Raw genomic sequence first — 25,477 nt, 5'->3', positions numbered from 1 at the left:
CCCTAGGCACCTGCACTGGCAATCCCCACCGAACGCACATCACGATCCGGTTGGTGATCCCCGCGCTAGGTAGTCGACGTGGTCTTCAGATGATTCAACCGTGTGCCCAGGACGCGTGCCACGAGGGCTGGGTCCCGGTCTTCCCCCAGGAAATCGAAGAGCGCATCGAATGCCTCAGGATGCGCGATGTAATCGTCGTAATGCAACTTCAGACAGCACGCGGGGTTATTGGCGATGAATATGTCCCAGTTGTCCTCTGCTCTTGCCAGGGTTTCTTTGACTTCGGCCGGGTCGCATTCGGACCACCAGCCGGAACGGGCGACGGCTTCGTGGTCGCGGGTGTTGAAGACGAAGCGCGGATTTGGGAAGACGGTTTTCAGAAAGCGCATCTGCTGAATGAACTCCCGCCTCGGCGTGAGGTAGCGGATCTCCTTGAAGCCGCCCACGCGCGTTCCCGGAGGGAGCTTCAGGATCTCGCGCACGAAGGCATCTGCAAGAACGCGACCGAACGTATTGGGGTCCGTGAGTTCTGCACCGTACCATGGATGTGACGGTTCGGTCGGGTCTCCCTTTCCGCGCACGCCCCTCATTGGCGCAAAATCCTTCATCGCGCACCAGGCACTCCCGAGATGCAGAGCAACCTCGTTGTTCTCGCCGCGAATGCAATAGCCGTGTATGCCGTTCAGAAGGTTCTGAAGAAGAGTCGATCCGGAACGCCCGTAGGTGACGACGAACACGTAGCCCCCTTCAGGCGCCATCAGGAATGGCAGTTTCTGCTTCGCGTCGTCGTTCAAGAGCGGATCCCTGTTTGCAATCGTGGATTCGCGTCGCATGTCGCTCCCGCGAGGTCAATGGTTGAGCAATGCCCTCGCCGCCGCCCGGGCCTCGTCGGTAACGGTATCTCCCGACAGCATTCGGGCCAGTTCGTCGACCCGCGCTTCCGAACCGAGCGGCGTAACGGTGGAGAGCGTGACGCTGTCCGACACCCTTTTTTCGACCCGCCAGTGGTGCCCGCCAAGGGCTGCCACCTGAGGCGAATGCGTGACAACCAATATCTGCGCTCGTGCGGCCAATGTAGCCAGGCGCCGGCCGACGGCATCCGCGGTGGCGCCACCCACGCCGCGATCTATTTCGTCGAAGATCATGGTCAGCCCGTGCGCCTCTCCCAACAGGCACACCTTGAGTGCGAGCAGGAAGCGAGACAGCTCGCCCCCCGAAGCGATGCGGTTCAACTGGCCCGCCGGTGCCCCGGGGTTGGTCGCAACCGTAAACTGAACCCCGTCCTGTCCTCCCGGGCCCGGATCGGCGGCGCTCACCTCGGTCGTGAATACCGCACGTTCCATTTTTAGCGGCGCCAGTTCCCTTGCCATGGCCGCATCGAGCCGGGCGGCGGCATCACGGCGTTGCGCCGTCAGGCGGTCACAGGCGGCGGCGTGGGCGGTCTCGGCGTCTCTCAGTGCGGCCGCAAGCCCGGCAATGTCCCCGACGCCCGCATCGAGCGCGGACAGGTTCTCCCGGAACTCCTCGGCCTTCTCCGCCAACTCATCAGGCAGAACCTTGTACTTCCGCGCCATTTCTCGAATGGCGAAGAGACGGTCAGCCACATGCTCCAGTTCTGCCGGATCGAAAGCGAGACCTTCCAGGCAAGCCGCAATCCCCTGCTCCGCTTCGCCCAGGGCTTCCATCGCGCGGGCAAGTGCGTCCGTGGCTGCATCGAGTTGCCCTTCAACTTGTGCCGCTGCCCCGTCGAGCCACCGGATCGCATCGGCGATACTCCCCTCGGCTCCCTCGCCCGACACAGCTGCATGTGCGCGCGCGATATCCTCCCCGATCCGCTCCGCCGCCTGCATCAGGCGACGACGAGAATCCAACTCGGCTTCCTCTCCCGGTTCCGGCGCAAGGGTATCGAGCTCCTGAACCGCGTGCCGAAGGAATTCCTCTTCCTCCCTCAAACTGGCTATCCGTGCCTCGGCGCTTTCCAATGCAGCTTTCGCCGCATTGCGCTGGTCCCAGGCACTGCGCACCTGCACCAGCGCCGGTGCCGCGCCGGCAAATTCGTCCAGCAGCGCCCGGTGACCGCGCGTGTTGAGCAGCCCTCGGTCATCGTGTTGACCGTGGAGTTCCACCAATGTCGCGGAGAGTTGCCGCAAAACCTCTCCCGATGTCCGGCGGTCATTGATCCAGGCCGTTTTCCGTCCGTCGGCGGTGTTCACACGCCGCAGGATCAACTCATCATCTTCCGGAAGACCGGCTTCACGCAGCACGTCACGACCGGGGTGTCCCTCCGGCAGATCGAACCACGCCGTCACCTCGCCCTGATCCGCGCCGGTCCGAACCAGTTCCGCCCGGCCCCGCCAGCCGAGCACAAAGCCGAGCGAATCCAGCAAGATCGACTTTCCGGCCCCGGTCTCGCCAGTCAGCACGTTCAAACCCGGCTGAAACTCGAGTTCCAGCCGGTCGATGATCAGCATGTCACGGATGTCTAGCCCGCGCAGCATCGTCCCACCTCACATCGCCCCGAAGCCGTTCTACGGCAGTCCCCGGCCTGAACGCCAGCGTGGTCGCTGCCATCGCTCGCGATCCACGCGGATCTGGGTCGGTTGAAGACGACTTGTGCCGCCCCGCGCCCGACCGAAGATCAGAGCCACTGGCCCTTGACCATCTGGCGGTAAACCTGGTTGAGCCAGCTATCACCCTTGGCCTGGGCCGTGAGCCCCTGCTGGACAAGAAGTTGGTAGCTGTCCTGGTACCAGATGGTCGAACGGAAGTTATGTCCGAGAATCGCGCCAGCCGTCTGCGCCTCGTCGACCAGACCAAGCGAGAGATAGGCCTCGACCAACCGGTGCAGCGCCTCGGCCGTGTGCGACGTTGTCTGGAACTCCTCTACAACCACCCGGAACCGGTTGATCGCAGCCGTGTAGTGTTGCCGCTTCAGATAGTAGCGACCGATCTCCATCTCCTTCGCGGCGAGGTGGTCGAAGGCGAGGTCGAATTTCAGAATTGCCGAACGGGCGTATTCGCTGTCGGGGTAAAGCTCGATCACGTCGCGCAGCGCTTGCAACGCCTGAAAGGTCAGCCCCTGGTCGCGGCCCACTTCGTCGATCTGATCATAGTAGCTCAGTGCCAGAAGGTATTGGGCATAGGCCGCATCCTCGTCGGCCGGATAGAAGTCGATATATCGCTGCGCGGAACTGCGAGAATTCTCGTAGTCACGATCCGTGTGATAGGAAAAGGCCTGCATGATCAACGCCCGCTTGGCCCATTCGGAATAGGGATAGAGACGCTCGATCTCGCCGAATAGTTCGGCCGCATCGTCCGGATCGCCGTTATTCAGGTCATACTCGGCACGCTTGTAGATTTCCTCGGCCGTGAAAGTCTCCAGCGGAACGCCGCGGCTAGCTTTCAAGCCCGGACCGGAGCCACACCCCGCGAGCGCACCGAGAATCGCCAAAGCTCCCACCAGCCGGATTGTCATGCCACGCGACGCCATGCCTTGAGACCCTTGCCGTTTTTTCTGCCCCAGGCCTCCTTCGAGAGCCTGCGATTTGCCATCGTCTAGCACAGAAAAATCCGGCACAAAACGGGTCTGCGCCGGATTTCCGCGACTTGGGAAGTCACTGTGATCAGGCGACCGCTGCAAGGTCTCCCATTCCGACGCCCGTTCCAGGCAGCCGGGCCTGCACATCGGGCGCGCATACAGTCCACTCGGCGGCCCCAGGCGTGGCGAAGAGCGCGCGCAAGAGCTTGTTCGTCAGCGTGTGACCAGCACGGATGCCCGTGTATTCTCCGAGAATCGGCCCGCCCGCGAGCGCCAGGTCACCGAGGGCATCGAGCATCTTGTGACGCACCGGCTCGTCGGCATGGCGCAGTCCACCCGGCGTCAACACGTTCGCGCCGTCGACCACCACCGCATTTTCCATCGTGCCGCCAAGCGCCAGACCGTTGGCTTGCATGTACTCCACGTCGGCCAGACGGCAAAATGTACGGCTGTCGCAAAGCTCACGAACGAAAGCGCCATTGCCCATTTTCAGCACGCGACGTTGATGACCGATTGCGGAATCGTCGAAATCTATCTCGAAATCGAGACGCAACTCGGGGCACGGAGACAACCGGGCCACCGCCTCACCTTCACGGACCTCGACGGGTTTCAGAACCCGCAACACCTTGAGGGGCGCATCCAGGCGGGCAAGGCCCGCTTTCAGCACGGCGCGAACGAACGGCGCCGCGCTCCCGTCAAGGATCGGCACTTCCGGCCCGCTTACGTCGATACGCGCGTTATGCACACCGAGTCCGGCCAGCGCGGCCATGACATGTTCCACCGTGGAGATGCTGACCCCATCGGCATTCACCAGCCGGGTGCAGAGCGGCACGTGTTGCGTTGCATCCCAACGGGCTGGAACCACCGGGCTCCCGGCAACCGCGTCGGTCCGCCGGAATACAATGCCGCTGTCGGCAGGGGCAGGCGCAATTGCAATGCGCGCCGGCCGTCCGGAATGGAGGCCTTCGCCGATGAGCGTCGCGGTGGTCTTCAGAGTCGTCTGCAACTGAATGGCTTTCTTCAAACCGGCACAGCCAGCCGGCAACTCAGCAGATACGAATGGGTCGCATTTTCCTCAACTCAAACATTGTAACCGCGTGAAACATCCATCCATCCCGTGTAGGCGGAAGCCCGCCGATGCAAGAAGATCACGCTCTAATCGCCTTAAAACAAAAGAAAAAGGGGTCGGACAAGCCGACCCCATAGGAGGTTAACGAGGGATAGTTTTTTATCAGTTTGCCTGACGCCGCAAGAATGCGGGGATCTCAATGCGCTCCTGCTCGGGATCCATCTCAGGGTCATCGTCATAGGCCTGGCTTGGCCGGCCTGTCTGTTGGCGCAGCTGCGGAGGCTGCTGGCGCGGGTTGTGAGCGGCGGGTCGTTCGGCTGTTTCGTTGTGCCCGGACATGCGGTGGATCAACGTGCTGATACCGAAGCTCCGCTTTTCAACGGAAGCTGCCTCGACCTCCGGTGCCGCTTCACGCCGCGGTTCGGGAGACACCGGCGCGGACTTGCGAACTGCGGCTTGCAGACGCTGCAGCGCTTCCGGGCTTGGCGTACCGGGGCGTCGCGGTTGCGGCGGGACATAGCCCTCCTCACCAGCGTCCTCGGCGGCTTCGACCATCTGCAGGGATTCCGCAGCCGGTTGACGATATGCCGGCGGGGGCAGGTCGTCTTCGGCGAAATCGTCATCGATTTCATTGCCTGCCGAATAGTCACTGGCGAACAGGTTGGGTTCTTCGACGGGCTGCGAGGCCTCGACCGGCGCGGATCGACGTGCGGCGACCTGCTCCGGCTCCATTTCCACCTGTGCAGGTGCCGCCTCGGCGTCGGGCATGACCGGATCGCGCAGCTTGCGGGCCGGGCGCGGAATATCCTGGACCACGGCGGAGGCATCGATCCCCGTCGCCACGACGGATACGCGCATGTGGCCATCCATCGCCGTATCGAGGGTCGAGCCAACGATGATATTGGCGTCCGGGTCGACCTCTTCGCGGATCCGGTTGGCAGCTTCGTCGAGTTCGAACAGGGTCAGGTCGTAGCCACCGGTGATATTGATCAGAACGCCCTTGGCGCCCTTGAGCGAGATCTCGTCTAGCAGCGGGTTGGCAATGGCGGCCTCGGCGGCCTGGATCGCACGATCCTCGCCCTCGCTCTCGCCCGTGCCCATCATCGCCTTGCCCATCTCGTCCATGACCGACCGCACGTCGGCGAAGTCGAGGTTGATCAGGCCCGGACGAACCATCAGGTCCGTCACGCCCTTGACGCCCTGGTAAAGGACATCGTCTGCCAGCGAAAACGCCTCGGTAAAGGTCGTCTTCTCGTTGGCGAGCCGGAAAAGGTTCTGGTTCGGGATGATGATCAGCGTGTCCACGACCTTTTGGAGTGCGTCCACGCCCTCTTCGGCCTGACGCATCCGCTTGGCGCCTTCGAACTGGAACGGCTTCGTGACAACACCAACTGTCAACACACCGAGTTCGCGTGCAGCCTGTGCGATAATCGGCGCGGCCCCCGTCCCAGTGCCGCCACCCATACCGGCGGTGATGAAACACATATGTGCGCCAGCCAGGTGATCGACGATTTCCTCGATGGTTTCCTCAGCGGCAGCGGCACCGACCGTCGGGCGTGCACCGGCGCCGAGCCCCTCGGTGACCTTCACACCCATCTGAACGCGCGCGGGAGCATTGCTTTGCTGCAGGGCCTGGGCATCGGTGTTGGCGGTGACGAAATCCACACCTTCCAGGTTCTTCTCGATCATGTTGTTGACCGCATTCCCGCCGGCGCCGCCCACACCGAAAACGGTGATGCGCGGCTTGAGCTCTTCCTGCTCGGGCATGGTGAGATTCAATGCCATCTTTTCTCCGCCTTGTTATGCCGCCCCGTTGCCGAGCGGTTGCTGCCTGTCCTGACCGGGGCAAACCCGGGGATTCCAAATTGATTGGGACGACAATACGCGGACGACTACGGCGCGTCATCAAAAAAGTGCAAAAATGCCACAAAATATGGAAAGTTTTTTTGCCTTACCACCTGCATCTACCTGAAATGGCTGCATATGGTGGTTGCCGCCCCCTCACGCACAAAGACCGCGGAGCCCGAGGGGACTGCGCGTGCCCAAACCGCAACGTGCGGCGATCTTTTTCGTTTCGGGGCGGCTGCTCGGCCTGCCGTGCGTCGGGTTCAAAGCCGACGCGTTGTTGTGGAAAAAAGCGTACAGATCAACGGACTGAAAATCCAGTGTAACTATTCAGTTTCTACTGTCGAATATCCGCGCGCCCACCCTGAAATCCGCTTCGCTGCCGCGCCATCGCAATTGCCGCAGGCGCGAACTGCAACTCCGTTGCTTGAACCGTCCCCCTACCAGTTGTCGCGGAACCATTTCACGGCCCGCTTCAGCGACCGTGCCGGGTAACGATCGGCGGGGATATCGAAGTCCCACCACTCGTCCTGCGGATGCGCGGCAAACAGGCATAGCCCTACGGCAGAAGAGAAGGCTGGGCCCGTGGCCGCCTGCGGCAGTCCCTGAACCCGGAGTGGACGGCCAAGGCGCACCTGCTGTCCGAGGATCTTGTTGGCCAACAGATCGAGACCCGGGATCTGGCTGGCGCCTCCGGTGAGTACGATCTGGCGCGCCGGCAGGTGCTCGAAGCCGGAGGCGTCCAGACGCACCCGCACCTCTTCCAGGATTTCTTCGACGCGCGGGCGCATGATGCCGATCAATTCTGCACGGCTGACGGTGCGCCGGTCGTGTTCCCAGTCACCGGTGTCGCCGCCGATCTCGATCATCTCCCGGTCATCCATGCCGGTCGCCATGACACCGCCATAGAAGGTCTTGATTCTCTCCGCCGTGTTCAACGGCACTTTCAAGCCCTTGGAAATATCCTGCGTAATGTGATCGCCACCGATCCGCACACTGTCGGCATAGATCATGTGTTTCTTTATGAAGATCGACAGGCCGGTGGCGCCGCCACCGAGATCGATGCAGGCAGAACCCAACTCCTGCTCGTCCTCGACGAGCGCCGATATCCCGGAGACATATGCCGAGGAGGCAAGGCCCGCGAGTTCCAGATCGCAGCGCTTGATGCAATAGAGCAGGTTTTGCACGGACCGTGCATCGACCGTGAGCATGTGCATGTCCACCGCCAGCGCATTGCCCATCTGCCCGCGCGGGTCGGAGAGGCCCGTGCGGTGGTCAATGGCGAAGTTCACCGGCTGAGCGTGCAGCATCTCCCGGTCGGACCCATAGTCGGGCACATCGCAGCAGGCCAGCACGCGGGCCACGTCATCCTCGGAGACGATGCTGTCGGCCAGATCAATACGTCCGTCGAGCCCATAGCTGCGCGGCCGCGCACCGGCGAAACAAGCGATCACGTGGTCGACACGTACACCGGCCATTTTCTGTGCGCCCTGCACCGCGGTACGAATAGCCCGCTCAGTCTCCTGCATCGCGCTGATCTCGCCAAAGGCCACGCCGCGCGAGCGTGTGGTCGCCGCTCCGATGACACGGAAGCTCGATTGTCCGGCCAGCGATCCGACACCGTCAGTGCCCTCGAACTTGTCGGCACCGTCGAAGCGCAGCACGAGGCACGCAATCTTGGAGGTACCCACGTCGAGAATGGCAATGACACCGCGGTCCATTGCCTGTTTGCGCATCCGGCGCATCGCGCGCTGAGACTGGTAGAGGTCGGTCATTACAGGGGGGCTCCGATATCCGTGTCTCTTATGTTTCGCAGTTCCAGGACTGCGTTTCGGTTCAACCGCACGGTGGGGCGGCGGGGGTTGCGGAAATCCACGACGGTCACGTCACGTTCCAGCATCTGGCGGCCCTTGGAGAGTGCCAACAGTCGCTCCAGAGTGGAGACCGCGTATTTCTCGGGCAGCAGGATGCGCTGGTTGCGGTCGAGCACGAGATCCCAGCGGCGTTCGCCCATCCGTACCAGCCCACGCAACCGCTCCTCCAGCGGCGCGGCGGCGGCGATCAATGAAAGCGCCTCGGGGATCGCCTCCTCGGCCCCCTCCCCCGCCACCAGCGGCAAGTCCGGCCATGCACCGCGATCTGAGGTGCCAGCGACCATGTGACCATCGGCGTCGAGCAGGCTCAGTCCGCGTGGATGACGCCACAACACGGCGGGAACCCTCTCCGTGATCTGCACCGAGAGGACACCGCCAGTTCGCACACGCAGGTCGGCGTCGGCCACTGCGTTGAAGGCAATGACATTGCGCCGCATGGATTCAAGGTCCATGTCGAAGGAGGACATGGGCAAGCGCAGGGCGAGGGTCTCGCGTACGGCCTCGGCAAGCTCCGGCGAAGCGCCCTCCACCGACAGCAGGTTCACCATGAACTCCGGACGCTGCTCGATCGCCCGCCGGGCTTCGGCGTAGCTGTCACGCAAAGCTTCCAGACGCTGCGCATCTGAGAGGTACCACGCCGCCGCACCCGCCATCAGAAAAAGCGGAAACCCAAGCCGCAGTATCCGCCGGTAGCCCGGCGTGAGCCAAAGCCTGTTCAGCCGGTAGGACCAGCGCGAAGGTGCGGGGTCGTGGCGCTGAGGGCGGCTCACCGATTGCAAGAGGCGTCCTCCACGATCCAGCGGCAGAATGCTCCGAAATCATAGCCCGCCGCAGCGGCTTGTTCGGGCGCCAGCGACGTTGGCGTCATTCCGGGCTGCGTATTGGTCTCAAGCAGCACCAGCCCGTCCAGTCCGCGCCCCTCGTCCCACCGGAAATCAGTTCGGGAAATCCCTCGGCATCCTAACACCCGATGGGCACGCAGGGCGTAATCCAGGCAGGCCTCGAACACCTCGGCCGGGATGTTGGCCGGCACCACGTGGCGCGATCCGCCCGGCTTGTATTTTGCATCGTAGTCGTACCAACCGTCCGCGTAAATGTCGGTGACCGAAAGCGCCCTGTTTCCCATGACGGTCGTCGTCAGCTCCCGCCCCGGTGCGAATTGCTCGACCATCACGACATCCGGCATATCGGCGGAAAGCTTGGGTGGCCCATTGGCGGCCTCGTGCACCAGATAGACACCCACCGACGAGCCCTCGTTGTTGGGCTTCACCACATAGGGCGGCTCCATCACGTGCCGCGCACGCACCTCGTCGGCGCAGGCAAGGCGACTGTCGACAACCGGAAGCCCGGCGCTGCGATAGGCCGCCTTGCTGCGTTCCTTGTCCATCGCCAATGCCGATGCCAGCACGCCGGAATGCGTATAGGGCAGACGCACCCATTCCAGCAGCCCCTGCACACAGCCATCCTCGCCCCAGCGGCCGTGCAGCGCGTTGAAGGCGACATCGGGAACGATTTCCGCCAGCCGCGCCGGAAGATCCGGCCCAGCGTCCAGTTCAACAACCTCGAAACCTTCGCCCCTGAGAGCCTCGGCGCATTCGCGCCCTGACGAGAGCGACACCTCGCGCTCCGCCGATGGCCCTCCCATGAGAACCGCCACTCTAGGGGATGCCCTGCTCGACATGCCCGCCTCGTTCACCGGGCCATTGGCCCATTTTTGTTTTGTGAAATCCGCGCCGCGCGCGGCTTCACCGCCTGTCCTGCCACCTTGCGGCGGTCATGTATTATCCGGGGTCTGTTCACCGACCCTCATGATTTCCCACTCTAGCTGAATTCCGCTCGCACGGTAAACCTTTTTCCGCACCAGCTCTCCCAGGCCCTCAAGGTCGGCGGCCGTGGCATTCTCGGCATTAATCAGGAAGTTGGAGTGCTTTTCCGACATCCGCGCGCCACCGAGTCGCGCCCCGCGCATCCCGGCGTCGTCGATCACCTTCCAGGCCTTGAGATCATGCGTATCGTCGGCCTGACCGGTGGAGCTGAACCCCGCCGGATTGCGGAAGGTGGAGCCGGCGGAACGCTCCTTCGTGGGCTGGGTGGCGTCACGGCGACCAAGCTGCGCCTCCATGCGCTCGGCGAGCTGCTCCGGGTCGCCCGGTTCGGCCCGGAAGGTCGCGCGGGTAATCACCCACCCACGCGGCAGGCTGGTCTGACGGTAGGCGAATTGCAGCGCCTCCGGCGTGAGGGTCACGACGCTGCCCATGCGCGTGACCGCCTCGGCCTCGACCACGTGATCGGCCACGTAGGAGCCGTAGCAGCCCGCGTTCATCCGCACGGCGCCCCCGATGGCGCCGGGAATGGTGCGCAGGAAGGTCAGGTCGAGCCCCGCCTGCGCGGCCTTGCGGGCCACATGGGCGTCGAGCGCGGCGGCGCCGGCCGTCACTGTGCGCTCGCCGCAGGCGATGTCGTTGAACCCCCGGCCCAGCCGGATCACGACGCCGCGGATGCCGCCGTCGCGGACGATCAGGTTGGAGCCGACACCGATGGGAAAGACCGGGACCTCCCGATCCAGCCGCTCCATGAAGGCACGGAGGTCCTCCCGGTCGGCCGGCTGGAACAGCCACTGGGCCGGGCCGCCGACCCGCAGCCAGGTCAGCGACGAGAGCGGGCGGCCCGGGGTGAGCGTACCGCGGACCTCGATCTGATCGGGCTGGGCCATGGGGCGGGTTCCTTCCAGTCTCTGGGTTGGCCTGATAGCGGAGCGGCGGGCCGGCTGTCGAGACCGGTTTTCGCGGCCCTCAGGGTGTCTCATGGTGAGACATTTCCAGAGGCATTATATTTCAATGGGTTACGAGCGCGCATTCACCAATCGTTAAGGATCAAGCCACAAAATGAGGGGGGCCGGCCGCCCGGAGACGCCCCCTCGCGCGGGTTCCGGGGAGGGCGAAAGCACCACGAGACGCGGCCGACACGGGGTGGGTACATCGCAATGCCCACTCCGGACGTTTCGTGTCGGAGTCCCGAACCACGTCTCGCCATTGCAGAACTGCGCCAATGCACCCTGGTCGGATTGGACGCACGCCTCCGGCACCACGGGCCGGTTGGGCACGGCTGAGGCTGGGCGCCCGAGCAAATGGGTGGAAACTACATGTAACCGCATCGCCCGGAAACCTCGACCGAGACCTATGGCGCCTTGGCAAGTGCATCGTCCTGAAGTCGTTGCGCGAAATCGGAATGCAACGCCGCCGCCCCGACGGCGACAGCACACAAGTCGCAGGTTGGGGCGCTGCTTCAGCCGGGGTTTTCTTGTGCGAGCCGGGCATCGCCGGTCCGCGGGGCGGCGAATAGCGCTTTGAATGGCAGCGCTTTATCCCTCCGCTCCAAACGAAGTCAGAGCGTCGCGGTGACGGATAGGGATCGCCGGCCCGTTGGGGCGGACCGGCGATGCGCGGCGGCCTGACGGCCTTGTTCCGCGCGGAGACCGGCGTGGCGGGGTTTGGGGCCGGTCGGGCGCTGCTTCATTCGGGGGTTTCTTGTGCGAACCGGGCGGCGCCGGTCGGCGGGGCGACTAACGACGCTCGGAACGGCAGCGCTTTATTCCTCCGCCCCGACCAACGTCAGAGCGTCGCGGTGGCGGATAGGGATCGCCGGCCCGTGCGGGCGGACCGGCGATGCGCGGCGGCCTGACGGCCTTGTTCCGCGCGGGGTGCGGCGTGGCCGGGAGTGGGACCGGTCGGGGGCTGCCTCAATCGGGAGTTTGTTGAGCGAGCCGGGGATCGCCGGTCGGCGGAGCGGCGCACGACACCCTGAACGGCAGCGCTTTATCCCTCCGCCCCGACCAACGTCAGAGCGTCGCGGTGGCGGTGAGGTATCGCCGGTCCGTGGGGGCGGACCGGCGATGCGCGGCGGCCTTCGGCCTTGTTCCGCGCGGGGATCGGCTTGGCCGGGAGTGGGACCGCTCGGGGGCTGGCTCAATCGGGGTTTCTTGTGCGAGCCGGGCGTCGCCGGTCCGCGGGGCGGCGCACGACACCCTGAACGGCAGCGCTTTATCCCTCCGTGCTGAACGAAGTCAGATCGTCGCGCTGGCGGTGAGGGATCGCCGGCCCGTCGGGGCGGACCGGCGATGCGCGGCGGCCTTCGGCCGTGTTCCGCGCGGGGTGCCCTGATGAGGGACCGGTTTTGGCCCGGCGCGTCGATCTCACCTCGTTCTGCGCCAGCAGCGTAACGCCGCAGGGATCAGGAGGGTTTGCCCTGGCTTTCGTTTGCCTTCATCCTGTCGGGCTTGCCGACGGTGTGGCGCTTGATCCAGCGCCAGAGGTAGATCAGCGGCCAGCGCAGGATCGAGGCGCCGGCGATGAAGACCAGCAGCCCGGCCATGGGGCCGTTTTCGTAGGTGACAAAGCCGAGCAACGGGATGCCGATGGCAATCAGCACATAGGCCTGCGGCCAGTGGCTGCGTTTCGACGGGATCATCGCCAGGAACGTGGCGGCCAGCGCCCAGAGACAGGCGAGTGTCAGCGAGAGGCTCATTGCGCGCCCTCCCCGGCCCGCTTCCGCGCGCGGCCCATCGCCTCCTCGCGCGACCGGCCGGCAGCGCGGAGGATCATGTACCGCAGCGGTTTGCGGAACATCGACACGAAGGCGGCGGTGGCGATCAGCAGGGGCACCCAGCCATAGGCGGCGCCGATATTCCAGATGAGCCACGGCGCTGCCAGAAGCAGCCCGAGGCCGGGAACATACTGGTATTTCATCGGCAGCATCGCGACGGCGGTCGCGGCCATGACCCAGAGACATCCCCAAACGAGTGCGTTCATCGCGCTCTTCCCTTCCTGCCCCGGTGCGGCTTCGCGGCCGGCCGGAGCCATCGCGTCTACTTGCCCAGACGCTCCGGCAGGTTGTTGGCCCAGGCGGAGATCGTCCCGGCCCCGAGGCAGACGACCATGTCGCCCGGCTGGGTCTGCTCGCGCACGAGGCGCTCGAGATCTTCCTCGCTGAGAAGCGCACGGGCGTGGCGGTGGCCGTGGCGGATCAGCCCGGCGACGAGCGAATCCCGGTCCGCGCCTTCGATGGGGGCCTCGCCCGCGGCAAAGACCTCGGCAATGGCCACGACATCGGCCTCGTTGAAACAGGCACAGAAATCGTCGAACAGGTTGTGCAGGCGGGAGTAGCGGTGCGGCTGGTGCACGGCGATCACGCGGCCCTCTGTGGCCTGGCGCGCGGCCTTGAGCACGGCCGCGATTTCCACCGGGTGATGGCCGTAGTCGTCGATGATCGTGACGCCATTCACTTCGCCGACCTTGGTGAAGCGCCGGTTCACGCCGCCGAAACTGGCAAGCGCGCTTCGGATCTCGTCGCGCTTCATGCCGAGGTGGCGCGCCACGGCGACGGCGGCGAGCGCGTTGGAGACATTGTGGTCGCCCGGCATCGGCAGGGTGCAGCCCTCGATCACCGTGTCGTCGTCGCGCAGGGCGACGTCGAAATGCGCCACGCCGGCCTTGTAGGAGAGGTTGGTGGCGCGCACGTCGGCCTGGGCGTTGAAGCCGTAGGTGATCACCTTGCGGTCGGTGATCTTGCCGACCAGCGCTTGCACCTCCGGGTGATCGGTGCAGCAGACCGCGACGCCGTAGAAGGGGATGTTCTCCACGAAGGTCTTGAAGCCCGCGCGCAGGTTCTCGATCGTGCCCCAGTGCTCCATGTGCTCGGGGTCGATATTGGTGATGATGGCGATGGTCGCGGGCAGGCGGTTGAAGGTGCCGTCGCTCTCGTCGGCCTCCACCACCATCCACTCGCCCTGCCCCGCGCGCGCGTTGGAGCCATAGGCGTGGATGATGCCGCCGTTGATGACGGTGGGGTCGATGCCGCCGGCGTCCAGCAGGGTGGCGACCATGGTTGTGGTCGTGGTCTTGCCATGGGTGCCGGCGATGGCGACGTTGGACTTGAGCCGCATGAGTTCGGCCAGCATCTCGGCGCGGCGCACAACCGGCAGGCCGCGGGCGCGGGCGCCGTCGAGTTCGGGGTTGCCGGGCTTGATCGCCGAGGAGATGACGACGACGGCGGCTTCGTCGAGGTTCTCCTCCGTCTGGCCGATGAAGACCGTGGCGCCGAGCTTTTGCAGCCGGTCGGTTATCTTGGTGGCTTTCAGGTCGGAGCCCTGAACCGTGTAGCCATGGGTGAGCAGCACCTCCGCGATACCCGACATGCCGATGCCGCCGATACCGACGAAGTGGATGGCGCCCACGTCGGTGGGCAGTTTGGTCACCGCGTTCATCAATGTGCTTCCGTCCATCATCTCTGCTCAGGCCCCGTAATTGTTGTTTGTGTGCCGGACAGCGACTCCACCATCTCGACAAGTCTTTCCGTCGCATCCGGCCGCCCCTGGGCCAGCGCGTTATGCGCCATCTGTGTCGCCGCCCCGGGCTGCGTCAGGATCGCGCCTATGTGTTCCGAAAGGGTTTCGACATCAAGTCGGGATTCGGGAATGACGATGGCGGCCTCGGCCTCCGACAATCCCCGCGCATTCGCGGTCTGGTGATCGCCCAATGCGGCAGCGAAGGGGATCAGGATGGCGGGCCGGCCGATCGCGGAGATATCGGCCACCGACGAGGCGCCGGAGCGGGAGATCACCAACTGCGCCTCGCTCATGCGCCGCGGCACGTCGTCGAAGAACGGCTGCACCTCGGCGTCGATGGCATGATCGGCATAATAGGCGGTCACGCGCGCCTCGTCTTCGCCGCGGGCCTGATGCGCGACCCGCACGTGCCGGAGCAGGTCCAGCGGAAGCGCGGCGATGGCGGGCGGCACGATGTCCGACAGGATGCGCGCGCCCTGGCTGCCGCCGATCACCAGGATCGACATGGGGTAGTCGCCCGGCGGAATGAACGGGGCGCCTGCCCGCTCCATCACCGCCGAGCGCACCGGGTTCCCGGTGTAGTGGCCCTCCACCCCCGTGGGCAGGTTGGTGGGCCATGTTCCGCAAGCCACCGCGTTCACACGGCGGGCAAAAACCTCGTTGACGCGCCCCAGCACGCCATTCTGTTCGTGGATCATCCGCGGCCGGCGCAGCAGCCAGCCCGCGGACATCGCTGGAATCGTCGGATAGCCGCCGAAGCCAATCACGATGGCGGGCCGTTCGATCAACATGCGGACACAGGCACCGATGACACCGGCGGCAATGCGGAACGGCACCACGGCCTTGGCGAGCGCGCCGCCGCGCGCGAAGGTGGCGGAGGCGACCTCGACGATCTCCACCGCATCGGGGAAACCGCCGGCATAGCGCGCACCGCGCGCATCGGTCGAAAGCCGGACCCGCCAGCCGCGCGCCAGAAGGGCCTCGGCCAGGGCCTGCGCCGGGAACATGTGCCCGCCGGTGCCGCCTGCCGCGATGATGGCGAGGGGCGCGGCCATTACCGCCCCCTGCGCTGGAAGATGTCGGCGATCTCGCCCTGCGGGCGCTGCCGCGTGAAGGCCAGCAGCATGCCGAGCGCGATCCCGCCCGCGATCAGCGACGAGCCCCCGTAGGAAACGAAGGGCAGCGTCATGCCCTTGGCGGGCAGGAGCCGCACCGCGACCCCCATGTTGATCATCGCCTGCACGCCGAACATGCAGGCGAGCCCGGTGCCCGCGAGACGAATGAACGGGTCGCGTTCCTTCATCAGGCGGAAGAGCGAGCGGACAACGACGGTGCCGTAGAGCGCAAGGATCAGCAGAACGAGGATGAGCCCGTATTCTTCCGCGGCCACGGCGATGATGAAATCGGTGTGGGCGTCCGGCAGCGACCATTTCACCTGCCCCTCTCCCACGCCGACGCCAAAGAAGCCGCCCTCCTGAATGGCGTTCGTGGCATAGCCCAGCTGCGTGCGCGGATCGACATCCGGCGACAGGAAACCGTCGATGCGGCGGGCGAAGTGCTCCGATGAATTGTAGGCGACGACACCGAAGCCGACGACGCCGCTGGCGATGCCGACAAGCAGCAGCATCGGCGCACCGGCGACGAAATACATCACGCCCCAGGCAAACAGGATCAGCGCCGCCTGCCCGAAATCGGGCTGCATCGCCAGCAGGCCGACAATCACGCAGACCAGGCCGAAGGAGACGGCCTTGCCCGGCGGGCCGCCGACATCGTGGCTGGCGGCCATCAGCCAGCCTGCCAGCACCACGAAGGCGGGCTTGAGAAACTCCGACGGCTGCACGGAGGCGAAACCGAAGGAATACCAGCGCACCGCCCCCTTTCCGAAATCCGTTCCGAACAGCGGCAGCAGCAACAGCGACACGAAGGCTGCGAGGAAGCCCAGCACCGCCAGCCGGCGCACCAGTGCCGGCGACATCATCGACACCACGAGCATGGTCAGCAGCGCCAACCCGCCGAAAAAGATCTGACGTTCGACGTAGTGGAACGAGTCCAGCCCGTTCCGCGCGGCAAGGGGCGGCGAGGCCGCGAGCCCCAGCAACAGCCCGATGCCGAACAGCATGAGCACGGCGGAAATCGACCACTTGTCGACCGTCCGCCACCAACGTGGAAGGACCGGATCGCCCGATTGCGCGGGCGCGGTCCCGTACACCATTTCCGTCATTGGAGTACCGCTACACTGCCTCTGTCGCCCGGTGGACCGGGTCTGATGCGCCGAAGAATAACGCCAATTGGCCAATGCGGCTAGGAAAAACGTAAATTTCATGGAGGTTGCAGCCCAAATGCCGGGGAAGCCGCGCCGCCTGCGCCAACCGTCGGCGGCCTCTCGCGGGCAGATCGCATTCGGAACGTTGGCAGTGCGCGGATGCCCCCTTGCCGCTGGGTCGCGCTTGGCGCAAGCTGACGCCGCTCTGGACCGTTCGCTGCGGAACGGTTCCCTTCCAGACCCCGGACACACCGAAACCACCATGCTCGGCCCCCACTGGTTCTTCCGAATGAAACGCTGGGTTCAGAACCCGCCGTCGGGGCAGCGCGTGATGCTCGTGCTTGGCGTTCTGGTCGTCTGCCTGCTGATCGTCGCCATCGAACGGGCGGGCTACTGGCCCGATTGGATGACCGCCGACCGGCCCGGCCGGGTGCCGCGCCCGTCGGGCTTCTAAACCCCGATGCGATCGGGGTGAACCGGCTGATCATCTCGCGCGCCGTCCCGTGGCGCCCTGCGACCGGCGGCGCGCAAGATGCGGCCGAGGGTCGGCGGCGCGCGCCGGGAACAGGCGCCAGATTGGCGCGGAGGCTCGGCAAGGACGCAGTGCCGTTACGCAACCCTCCCGGAAAGACCGCCTTCCTGCCTTTGCGCTGCAGCGCGGAACTTTCTAATCTGCCGCCAAGGGACGTTGCGCCGTGGCGCGGCGCCGGTCGTGGAAGGACAGCATATGGGCCGTTTTCTCACATTCCTCGTTCTCATCGTGGGTCTGCTCGGGGCCGGCGGCTTCTGGCTGACGCGGGCGCGCCCATTGCCGGAGACCGCGGTGGCCGGCTTCAGCGGCGACGCGGCGGCCGGCCGGCAGGTATTCCTCGCCGCGGGCTGTGCCTCCTGCCATGCCGACCGTGGCGCCGAAGCGCAGGAGGCGCCGCTGCTCTCCGGCGGGCGCAGGTTGCCCACGGCGTTCGGCACCTTCGTTGTTCCGAATATCTCCCCGGACCCGACGCATGGTATTGGCGGGTACAGTCTCGCCGACCTCGCAGGGGTGTTGAAGCGCGGGGTCACGCCCGATGGCCGGCACCTCTACCCGGCGATGCCCTACACGACCTACACCCGGATGGCGCTGCAGGATGTGGCGGACCTCAAGGCCTATCTGGACACACTGCCCGAGGATTCGACGCCACGCGGGGCCAACGAGATCCCCTTCCCCTATTCCTTCCGCGGTGCGATCGGCTTCTGGAAGCAGCGCTATCTGAAGGACGCTTTCGTGGGCGCCGCGCCGAGCCCGCAGATCGAGCGCGGCCGCTACCTCGTCGAGGCGCTCGGCCATTGCGCCGAATGCCACACGCCGCGAGACCGGTTCGGCGGGCTCGACCGAAGCCGCTGGATGGCGGGTGCCGCAAATCCGGCCGGCCGCGGGGACGTGCCCAACATCACGCCGGCCGCGATCAGCTGGAGCACGGCCGAAATGGCCTGGTACCTGGAAAGCGGCTTTAGCCCGGACCACGAGGAGGTGAGCCGGGAGATGGAATCCATCATCGCCGGTCTCAGCCAGCTGCCCGACGACGACCGGGACGCGATAGCCGCCTATCTCAAGGGGCTTGCGCCGGCGCGGTAGGCGGCATCCCCGTCACGGGGCTCCGAACGCGGTTGCACCCGCCTGACACCGGCTTCGCGGCGGTTCGGGCGACGGCACGTCGCGTTTCCGCATGGCTGGGTTGCGTGTAGGAAATGGCGATTGGTTTTAGATGGCGGCCCCTATATGACTCAGGGAACTGCGAGGTGTGAGATGCGCGACCTGAAGATCCCCGATCAACGCCACCCTGAGAAGGCCCACCGGCCCGACAACGCCCAGCCAAAGAAACCCGCCTGGATCCGGGTGAAGGCGCCCGGCGGCCAGGGGTTCAACGATACGCACAAGCTGATGCGGGAGCTGGGGCTGTCCACGGTCTGCGAGGAAGCCGGCTGCCCGAATGTGGGCGAATGCTGGAGCCAGGGGCACGCCACGATGATGATCATGGGCGAGATCTGTACCCGCGGCTGCACCTTCTGCAACGTGGCGACCGGCAAGCCGCAGGATCTGGACGCCTTCGAGCCGGGCCGCGTGGCCCATGCGGTGCAGAAGCTCGGGCTGCGCCACGTGGTTGTCACGTCGGTCGACAGGGACGATCTGGAGGACGGCGGCGCGGAGCATTTCGCCCAGACGATCCGCGCCATCCGGCATCGCGCGCCGGAGTCCACGATCGAGATCCTGACCCCGGATTTCCTGAAATGCACCCCGGAGGTGCTGGAAACCGTGGTCGAGGCGAAACCGGATGTGTTCAACCACAACCTTGAAACGGTGCCGGGCCTCTACCCCACGGTGCGGCCGGGGGCGCGCTATTTCCACTCGCTGCGCCTGTTGCAGCGGGTGAAGGAGCTGGACCCGACGATGTTCACCAAGTCCGGCATCATGGTCGGTCTCGGGGAGGACCGGCAGGGCGTATTGCAGGTGATGGACGACATGCGCTCGGCGGACGTCGATTTCCTGACCATCGGACAATACCTACAGCCGACGCCGAAGCATCACGCGGTGGAACGCTTCGTGACGCCGGAGGAGTTCAAGTCCTACGAGAAGGCGGCCTATGGCAAAGGCTTCCTGATGGTCTCGGCAACGCCGCTGACGCGGTCCTCCTACCACGCCGGAGACGACTTCGCGCAATTGCGGGAAGCGCGGCTGCGAAAGCTCGGACGCGCCTGAACGGACTGGCCGGGACGGCCCTGCGGGGCTGTTCCGCCTGCACACCCACAACGGAACATCGCCGGGAAACCCGGAGATCGCACCGCGTCGCCGCCCGGCAGGCTGCAATCCAACGCGGTGCCCCGGCACCTTTGGCGTCAGGGCGACACCCTGATGTATCGCGCAGCGCCTTTCGCGCCCGGGAGGCGGCGAAAGGCGGTTCAGGTTTGAGACGAAACGCTGTGGATCAGAATTGCAGAACGAGTTCGCGGGTCACGCCGACGCGGACACGGAACTGGTCTTCGTTGCCCATCTCCGTGATCGGAGAATCCGCGGCGCCATTCAGCAGACGGTCGGCGCGCACTGACGCCTCAAGGCCCCAGAGCTCGTTGAACCGGTAGCGGGCCGTTGCCTCGATCCCTGCGCCGAGCAGACCGCCATCGGGGTCGAACGCGTCAAGCCCGCTTGCGTCCGACTCTGCGTCGGTCACGCCGAAGTAGGTATCGGTGAAGCCGTTGTCGCCGAAACTGAACCGCGGGCCGACCCGCAGTTCCCAGCGATCGTTGGGATAGCTGATCGCATCGAGCCCGACCTCGCCGAAGAAATCCTGCGTGCCCAGCACGCCATATCGAACGTCGCCGAAGGCCTCGAAATTCCGCTGCCGGTAAACGACACCGAGACCGAGTTCCAGGGTCGGGTCGATATCCTCAAGCCCTTTCAACTCGTCATGATCGCCGCTGTCGCGCTTCCCGATGAACCGCAGCGAGCCACGCAGGCCAAGGGCACTTGGCGGCCGCGAGCCCGTGGCATCGCCGTACTCACCCAGTCCGCGGATTTTCGCGTAGTCGAAGCGGATCGCGAAATCAGGTGCGATTGTGTAATCGTCCGACCCGAAATAGGCCGGGCGTGCCTGGGCGCCAGCGCGAATGTCATAGCGGAGAACGACGTTCTTGCTCGGGTCGATCCGCGAAAGTGCGAGCGGCTGCTCCGAAACGGGCGCGGCGGCAACGGGATCGGTTACCTCCTGCGCGGACACGCTCCCCGCGAGGGCGAGCATCGCCACACCGATTGTGCCGAAGATACGGGTTTTCATGTCAAGACGTCTCCCGAATCGAGCGGGTCCCAGGGGCAACTGGCACCAAGGTAAACCGAAGCGGAATACGTGCAAGGGAGCGCGCATCGACATCGCGCGACTGTCATTCAATTGTCACGTGACCCAAACGCATCGATCAGCGTTGCAGGCCCTTGAGATAGGTGACGATTTCAAGAACCGGGAGGCTGGCCGTCATCAGCCCCTCTTCCGTTTCGATCTGCACCGTCGGAGCCCCTTCGAAAAAGGCGCCGTAGACGGGCATCGGGCTGCCGTCGGCACCCATGCGGTCGGTTCCCTCGACCCGGCGCACCACGCGCGCCACGGGAAAGACCCCGCCGTTGCCGGCCGCAAGCGTCGTCAGGTTTTCGGGGCTTGTGTCGAGGGCGCTGGCCGAAGCTCCGTCGCCCGCCGCACCGTGACCGTGGCATGTGGCGCAGTAGCGCGAAAAGAGCGCTTCGCCGACCTGTGTGTCGGTTGCGCCGGCCGGTAGGGCACAAAGCGCAAAGAGGGGCGCCGCGCACCACCCGAAGACATTGGCAACCGTTCGCATGTCAGGGCTCCTGGAGCATTTCGAGCCACATCACGATATCGAGGATCGGTTCGGTCGTCATGACCGGGCTGCCGTCCGGACCGTCGATCACGGCCGAACGGCCGGTGAGCAAGCCGCCGAACATTGGCATCGGCCCGCCATGCGCCGACAACCCTTCGCGCCCGTCAATCAGGCGGATCACGCGCACCGCGTCGAAAGTACCGCCGTTTCTGGCGGCAAGGGTGGTGAGATCCGGAACGGTGACACTCAGCATTGCGGCTTTCGGCCCGCCGCCGCGTGCATCCGGCCCGTGGCAACCGGCACAGGCATCGACGTAGCTCTCCGGCGCAGGCTCGGCGCGCGCCGCACCCGACAGTGCCGCAACCGCACAGGACATGGCGACGAGGACGGCGCACCCTCTGGCATATGGCGTCATTTCGGCCTCCAATCTGGCTGCCCGATGGTCCTCCCTTAACCAATCGCTGTCATTGATCCGGGTCAACCGCCGGACTTGCTCAGGATCTGGCAATCTTTCAGTCTGCCGCAGTCGAACCGCAGGAGCGCCCATGCAGACCCAGATCTACGCCGCCGTCATGTTCTGTGCCGGGATCGGCATTCCGGTGCTCGCCGCGCTGAATGCCGCACTTGGCCAGCGCCTCGGCTCGCCGGCCGCCGCCGCCGTCATCCTGTTCTGTGTCGCGCTCTGCGTGGCGCTTGGTGCCGCAGGGGCCACCGGGCCGCGCGCCGTTCTGCGGGCCGCCGGTGCCCCGCCGCACCTGTTTCTGGCCGGTGTGCTGATTGCATTCTACGTCCTGTCCGTCACGGCGATCGCGCCGCGGTTCGGCGTCGGCAACGCGGTATTCTTCGTCCTGATCGGACAACTCGCGTCGGCGGCGCTCATCGACCAGTTCGGATTGTTCGGTGCCCCGGTGAGGCCGGTATCGCTGATGCGAGGGGCTGGTATCGCGCTGATGGCGGCTGGCGTGGTGCTCACGCAACGGGCGTGAGGCGGCGGGCGCCCCCGGAACCGCTATTGCGGCACCACCTGCCCCGCCTCCAGCCGGACCACGCGATCCATACGCGCCGCGAGATCGAGGTTGTGCGTCGCCACCACGGCGGCCATCCCGGTTTCGCGGACGAGGGCCATCAGCGCTGCGAAGACGGTATCGGAGGTGCCCGGGTCGAGGTTGCCCGTGGGTTCGTCGGCCAGGAGCAGGCGCGGTGCGTTGGCCAGCGCGCGGCAGAAGGCGACGCGCTGCTGCTCGCCGCCGGAAAGCTGCGCGGGGCGATGGTCTGCGCGGGCCGTCAGACCGACGGTTTCGAGGAGTTCCCCTGCGCGCGCGCGCGCCGTTGCCGCCGGAACCGCGTTCGCGAGTTGCGGCAGCACGATGTTCTCGGCCGCGGTGAATTCGGGCAGCAGGTGGTGGAACTGGTAGACGAAGCCCACCTCCCGGCGCCGGGCGCGGGTGCGCGTGGCATCGGCCTTGCCGGTCATCTCCTGCCCGCCGAGGAACACCTGCCCCCGGTCCGCGGTATCCAGCAGGCCGGCGATGTGAAGAAGCGTGGACTTTCCCGCGCCCGAGGGGGCCACGAGGGCCACCACCTCGCCCTGCGACACGCTCAGGTCCACGCCGTCGAGCACGGACACGGCGCCGGGCGTGCCGGGATTGTAGGTTTTCGCGATCCCGCGCAGGTCGAGTGCGGCCTCACTCATAGCGCAGGGCCTCCACCGGGTTCATGCGGGCGGCACGGCGGGCGGGAAAAATCGTCACGATGAAGGACAGGCCCAGCGACAGGACGACCGCCGAGAGCACGTCTCCCGGCTCCAGCTTCGCCGGCAGGTTGTAGATACCGCGGATCGACGGGTCCCAGACACCGCCGCCGCCGATGTAGTTCACGAAGGAGAAGATCGGGTCGATGTAGATCGCGAAGAGACAGCCGAGGATCACGCCCGCCAGGGTGCCGATGGTGCCCACGGAGGCACCGCAGATGAAGAAGACGCGCATCACCGAGCCTTCGGTCAGCCCCATGGTGCGCAGGATGCCGATGTCGCGCCCCTTGTTCTTCACCAGCATGATGAGGCCGGAAATGATGTTCATCGCCGCGATCAGCACGAGGATCGACAGGATCACGAACATCACGTTGTCCTCGACCTCGAGGGCGCGCAGGAAGGCGCCGGACGCGTCGTGCCAGGTCCAGAGCAGCGTGCGCTCGCCCCCGGCGCGCATCAGGTCCGCCGACATGGCATGGACGGCCTCGGGGTCGGCCACCATGACCTCCAGCTCGTCGGCGACGCCTTCGCGGTTGAAGAAGCTCTGCGCCTCCGCGAAGGGCAGGTAGACGCGCGTTCGGTCGATATCGTAGCGGCCCGCCTGGAAGACATAGACCACCTCGTAGGCGTTCACGCGCGGCGAGGTGCCGAAGGCCGTCTTGACCCCGTCGGGCGAGATCAGCTTGATCCGGTCGCCCACGCTGGCGCCGAGCTGCTGGGCGACACCCCATCCGACCGCGATACCGGCCTCGAACCGGGCAAGGTCGCCGCTGTGCCGTTCGGGCGCGGCGATGCGGGGAATGGTGGCGAGATCCTCCGCCGAGATCCCGAAGACCTCGACACCGGCGTTGCGGCCGCCGAAACTGGCCATCACCTGCCCCTTGACGAGGGGCGCCGCCCGGGTCACGCCCGGCACCGCCCGCACGCGCTCCGCCATGCTTGCGTAATCGGCGATGGTCCGGTCGACCTGCCCGGTTTCCGACACCTCGGCCGATTGATAGACGGTGACATGGGCATTGGCGCCAAGGATCGTATCGACGAACTCGGCACGGAAACCGGATCGCACCGCCAGCGTGGCGATCAGCGCGAAAACGGCCAGCGTGATGCCGACGAGGCTGATCCAGGTCATCACCGAGACACCGCCCTCCGCGCGGCGCGCGCGCAGGTAGCGCCAGGCGATCATCCACTCGAAGGCGGCAAAGGGCGGTGGGCTCTGCGGCAAGGTCTGCTCCGGTGTTTTGCGTTCTGAATGGCTGCCTTCGCCCGGAGCGTCAACCGCTCAGGCCGGGCGGCAGCGCCGACCCGCCAAGAACTTGCGCCATCGCGGATCGCCAATCGTACACAAAACGCGGATTCGAGGCAGGCAATGGCGATTCACGGATGAGCGAACCGCTTTACCCGGCGTGCGCGGCTTCGCTCTCGACCGGCGAATAGGCCGCCTCCAAGAGCCCAGAGGCCACCACGAAATCCGCCGTCGCCGCGTTGCAGGCCACGACGACCTGTTCCAGCGTGGAGATCCGCAGCAGCGCCTTCACATCCACGTCGTGAGGCATGGCGGTCAGCGGATCGCTGAAGAAAACGAGAATATCGAGCTCGCCTTCGGCGATCATTGCGCCGATCTGCTGATCCCCGCCCAGCGGGCCGCTCTTGAGGCGCGTCACCTCGAGCCCCGTGCCCTCGGCGACCTTGCCGCCCGTCGTTCCCGTGCCCCAGAGATCGTGGCGGGCGAGCACATCGCGGTTCCGTGCCGCCCAGGCGACCAATGCGGGTTTCATGGCGTCATGCGCCACCAGCGCGATCCGTTTTCGCGCGGCCATTCGGGTCATTCGGTCATCCTTCGAGATCGCAATACCATCGGTACCGGCGCGGCCCCGCGGGCCACCGCCAGCTACTGCCCCCATGATATCGCGCCGAAGGCACCGCGCCGCAACCGCTTTCGCCGTGAGCGGCTGAAGATCCAAGACCAGCCCGAGCCGCCAATCAGCGCCGCCATTTCCGGATTTTGCCGGCCTGCCTTGCGCCGCCGTCCAGCCGCGTCCCGTGGCGGGCGGTTTCCGCCCGATCAACAGTGACCCTGCATCGCGACTTCCATCCAGATAATCCGCGCCGCAATTGCCGGGCCAAACACACCCCGATTTCGCGAATTTGACGAGAAGTATGCGCTTTAAGGTTCTGAAATTGGTATTTTTTGCCGCCCAGCCCCCAAGATATCGCGTTTCGGGGCAACAAAACTGCCACATTTTTTCCATCATTGGATGCGAGACGAAGCCCGATTGCGGGGGCGTGAACAGGATCGAACGGATGGCCAGAAAATGACCACTCTTCCCTCCGGCGCAACGCCAGTACTGGCCCGTATGGCCAACCGCGACTATTCCGGCGAAGTCGGCGACTACCTCAACATCGGCCACAAGGACGCCCTTGAGCTTGGCCGCGGGA

The 25,477-nt window shown here is 65.6% G+C and carries 24 protein-coding genes; 4 read left to right on the top strand and 20 right to left on the bottom strand.

From position 1 onward, the window contains the following. Positions 1 to 65 precede the first annotated feature (65 nt). From ARC39_RS24445 to ftsW, 14 genes are all read right to left on the bottom strand, one after another. A complete protein-coding gene (locus tag ARC39_RS24445) occupies positions 66 to 833 on the bottom strand; it encodes a sulfotransferase (protein WP_068119248.1) in 768 nt (255 codons plus the stop codon). A gap of 15 nt (positions 834 to 848) precedes the next feature. Beyond that, entirely contained in the window at positions 849 to 2,498 is a 1,650-nt protein-coding gene (gene recN, locus ARC39_RS24440) for a DNA repair protein RecN (RefSeq protein ID WP_068119247.1), read from the bottom strand. 140 nt (positions 2,499 to 2,638) lie between these two features. Further along, positions 2,639 to 3,490: an outer membrane protein assembly factor BamD gene (locus tag ARC39_RS24435; protein ID WP_068119244.1), complete on the bottom strand. Its 852-nt coding sequence runs from the start codon at positions 3,488 to 3,490 to the stop codon at positions 2,639 to 2,641. Positions 3,491 to 3,623: 133 nt separating this feature from the next. After that, positions 3,624 to 4,544, bottom strand: coding sequence for a UDP-3-O-acyl-N-acetylglucosamine deacetylase (lpxC, locus tag ARC39_RS24430; RefSeq protein ID WP_201455804.1), 921 nt, complete (start codon positions 4,542 to 4,544; stop codon positions 3,624 to 3,626). Positions 4,545 to 4,769: 225 nt separating this feature from the next. Beyond that, entirely contained in the window at positions 4,770 to 6,392 is a 1,623-nt protein-coding gene (ftsZ, locus tag ARC39_RS24425) for a cell division protein FtsZ (RefSeq protein ID WP_068119239.1), read from the bottom strand. Between the two features lie 500 nt (positions 6,393 to 6,892). Then, entirely contained in the window at positions 6,893 to 8,227 is a 1,335-nt protein-coding gene (gene ftsA / locus ARC39_RS24420; RefSeq protein WP_068119236.1) for a cell division protein FtsA, read from the bottom strand. After that, positions 8,227 to 9,096, bottom strand: a complete 870-nt coding sequence (locus ARC39_RS24415) for a cell division protein FtsQ/DivIB (protein ID WP_236545393.1) — start codon at positions 9,094 to 9,096, stop codon at positions 8,227 to 8,229. The genes ftsA and ARC39_RS24415 overlap by 1 nt, the downstream gene beginning before the upstream one ends. Continuing rightward, positions 9,093 to 9,971, bottom strand: coding sequence for a D-alanine--D-alanine ligase (locus tag ARC39_RS24410; RefSeq protein ID WP_236545390.1), 879 nt, complete (start codon positions 9,969 to 9,971; stop codon positions 9,093 to 9,095). Before ARC39_RS24410 ends, ARC39_RS24415 begins: the two co-directional genes overlap by 4 nt. 129 nt (positions 9,972 to 10,100) lie before the next feature. After that, the gene (murB, locus tag ARC39_RS24405) at positions 10,101 to 11,039 is read right to left on the bottom strand and encodes a UDP-N-acetylmuramate dehydrogenase (RefSeq protein WP_068119226.1); all 939 of its coding nucleotides are present in this window, start codon (positions 11,037 to 11,039) and stop codon (positions 10,101 to 10,103) included. Between the two features lie 1,517 nt (positions 11,040 to 12,556). Further along, positions 12,557 to 12,850 carry a DUF2484 family protein gene (locus ARC39_RS24395; protein WP_068119219.1) on the bottom strand — a complete coding sequence of 98 codons (294 nt, stop codon included), beginning with the start codon at positions 12,848 to 12,850 and terminating at the stop codon, positions 12,557 to 12,559. Beyond that, positions 12,847 to 13,134 (bottom strand): DUF2484 family protein, encoded by a 288-nt coding sequence (locus ARC39_RS24390; RefSeq protein WP_068119306.1) that lies wholly within the window; start codon positions 13,132 to 13,134, stop codon positions 12,847 to 12,849. The genes ARC39_RS24395 and ARC39_RS24390 overlap by 4 nt, the downstream gene beginning before the upstream one ends. Before the next feature lie 56 nt (positions 13,135 to 13,190). After that, positions 13,191 to 14,588: a UDP-N-acetylmuramate--L-alanine ligase gene (gene murC / locus ARC39_RS24385; protein WP_068119303.1), complete on the bottom strand. Its 1,398-nt coding sequence runs from the start codon at positions 14,586 to 14,588 to the stop codon at positions 13,191 to 13,193. Positions 14,589 to 14,605: 17 nt separating this feature from the next. Next, on the bottom strand, positions 14,606 to 15,724 hold the full coding sequence (locus ARC39_RS24380; protein WP_068119217.1) for a UDP-N-acetylglucosamine--N-acetylmuramyl-(pentapeptide) pyrophosphoryl-undecaprenol N-acetylglucosamine transferase: 1,119 nt from the start codon (positions 15,722 to 15,724) through the stop codon (positions 14,606 to 14,608). Then, positions 15,724 to 16,890 (bottom strand): putative lipid II flippase FtsW, encoded by a 1,167-nt coding sequence (gene ftsW / locus ARC39_RS24375; RefSeq protein WP_068119213.1) that lies wholly within the window; start codon positions 16,888 to 16,890, stop codon positions 15,724 to 15,726. Before ftsW ends, ARC39_RS24380 begins: the two co-directional genes overlap by 1 nt. Before the next feature lie 331 nt (positions 16,891 to 17,221). Between ftsW and ARC39_RS24370 the strand changes: the two genes are divergently transcribed. From ARC39_RS24370 to lipA, 3 genes are all read left to right on the top strand, one after another. Then, positions 17,222 to 17,386: a hypothetical protein gene (locus tag ARC39_RS24370; RefSeq protein WP_236545389.1), complete on the top strand. Its 165-nt coding sequence runs from the start codon at positions 17,222 to 17,224 to the stop codon at positions 17,384 to 17,386. 273 nt (positions 17,387 to 17,659) lie between these two features. Further along, a complete protein-coding gene (locus ARC39_RS24365) occupies positions 17,660 to 18,547 on the top strand; it encodes a cytochrome c (protein WP_068119210.1) in 888 nt (295 codons plus the stop codon). 171 nt (positions 18,548 to 18,718) lie between these two features. Next, a complete protein-coding gene (lipA, locus tag ARC39_RS24360) occupies positions 18,719 to 19,669 on the top strand; it encodes a lipoyl synthase (RefSeq protein ID WP_068119208.1) in 951 nt (316 codons plus the stop codon). Positions 19,670 to 19,895: 226 nt separating this feature from the next. Here lipA and ARC39_RS24355 read toward each other — a convergent pair whose 3' ends face one another. From ARC39_RS24355 to ARC39_RS24345, 3 genes are all read right to left on the bottom strand, one after another. Further along, positions 19,896 to 20,741, bottom strand: coding sequence for a MipA/OmpV family protein (locus tag ARC39_RS24355; RefSeq protein ID WP_068119205.1), 846 nt, complete (start codon positions 20,739 to 20,741; stop codon positions 19,896 to 19,898). 136 nt (positions 20,742 to 20,877) lie between these two features. Beyond that, positions 20,878 to 21,291: a c-type cytochrome gene (locus ARC39_RS24350; protein WP_068119203.1), complete on the bottom strand. Its 414-nt coding sequence runs from the start codon at positions 21,289 to 21,291 to the stop codon at positions 20,878 to 20,880. Position 21,292: 1 nt separating this feature from the next. Further along, complete coding sequence (locus ARC39_RS24345; RefSeq protein WP_068119200.1) at positions 21,293 to 21,706, bottom strand: c-type cytochrome; 414 nt, start codon at positions 21,704 to 21,706, stop codon at positions 21,293 to 21,295. 130 nt (positions 21,707 to 21,836) lie between these two features. Between ARC39_RS24345 and ARC39_RS24340 the strand changes: the two genes are divergently transcribed. After that, the gene (locus tag ARC39_RS24340; protein ID WP_068119198.1) at positions 21,837 to 22,277 is read left to right on the top strand and encodes a DMT family transporter; all 441 of its coding nucleotides are present in this window, start codon (positions 21,837 to 21,839) and stop codon (positions 22,275 to 22,277) included. Positions 22,278 to 22,300: 23 nt separating this feature from the next. Here the strand turns inward: ARC39_RS24340 and ARC39_RS24335 are convergent, their stop codons facing one another. The 3 genes from ARC39_RS24335 to ARC39_RS24325 all read right to left on the bottom strand — a co-directional run bounded on the left by ARC39_RS24335 (position 22,301) and on the right by ARC39_RS24325 (position 24,867). Then, positions 22,301 to 22,984, bottom strand: coding sequence for an ABC transporter ATP-binding protein (locus ARC39_RS24335; RefSeq protein ID WP_068119195.1), 684 nt, complete (start codon positions 22,982 to 22,984; stop codon positions 22,301 to 22,303). Continuing rightward, positions 22,977 to 24,263: a lipoprotein-releasing ABC transporter permease subunit gene (locus tag ARC39_RS24330; protein ID WP_149866542.1), complete on the bottom strand. Its 1,287-nt coding sequence runs from the start codon at positions 24,261 to 24,263 to the stop codon at positions 22,977 to 22,979. The genes ARC39_RS24335 and ARC39_RS24330 overlap by 8 nt, the downstream gene beginning before the upstream one ends. Positions 24,264 to 24,435: 172 nt before the next feature. Further along, a complete protein-coding gene (locus ARC39_RS24325) occupies positions 24,436 to 24,867 on the bottom strand; it encodes a methylglyoxal synthase (protein WP_068119295.1) in 432 nt (143 codons plus the stop codon). Positions 24,868 to 25,477 lie beyond the last annotated feature (610 nt).

It is taken from the genome of Tropicimonas marinistellae, assembly GCF_001509585.1.
Taxonomy (GTDB): domain Bacteria; phylum Pseudomonadota; class Alphaproteobacteria; order Rhodobacterales; family Rhodobacteraceae; genus Tropicimonas; species Tropicimonas marinistellae.
This window is presented reverse-complemented; position numbering and strand designations above follow the sequence as displayed.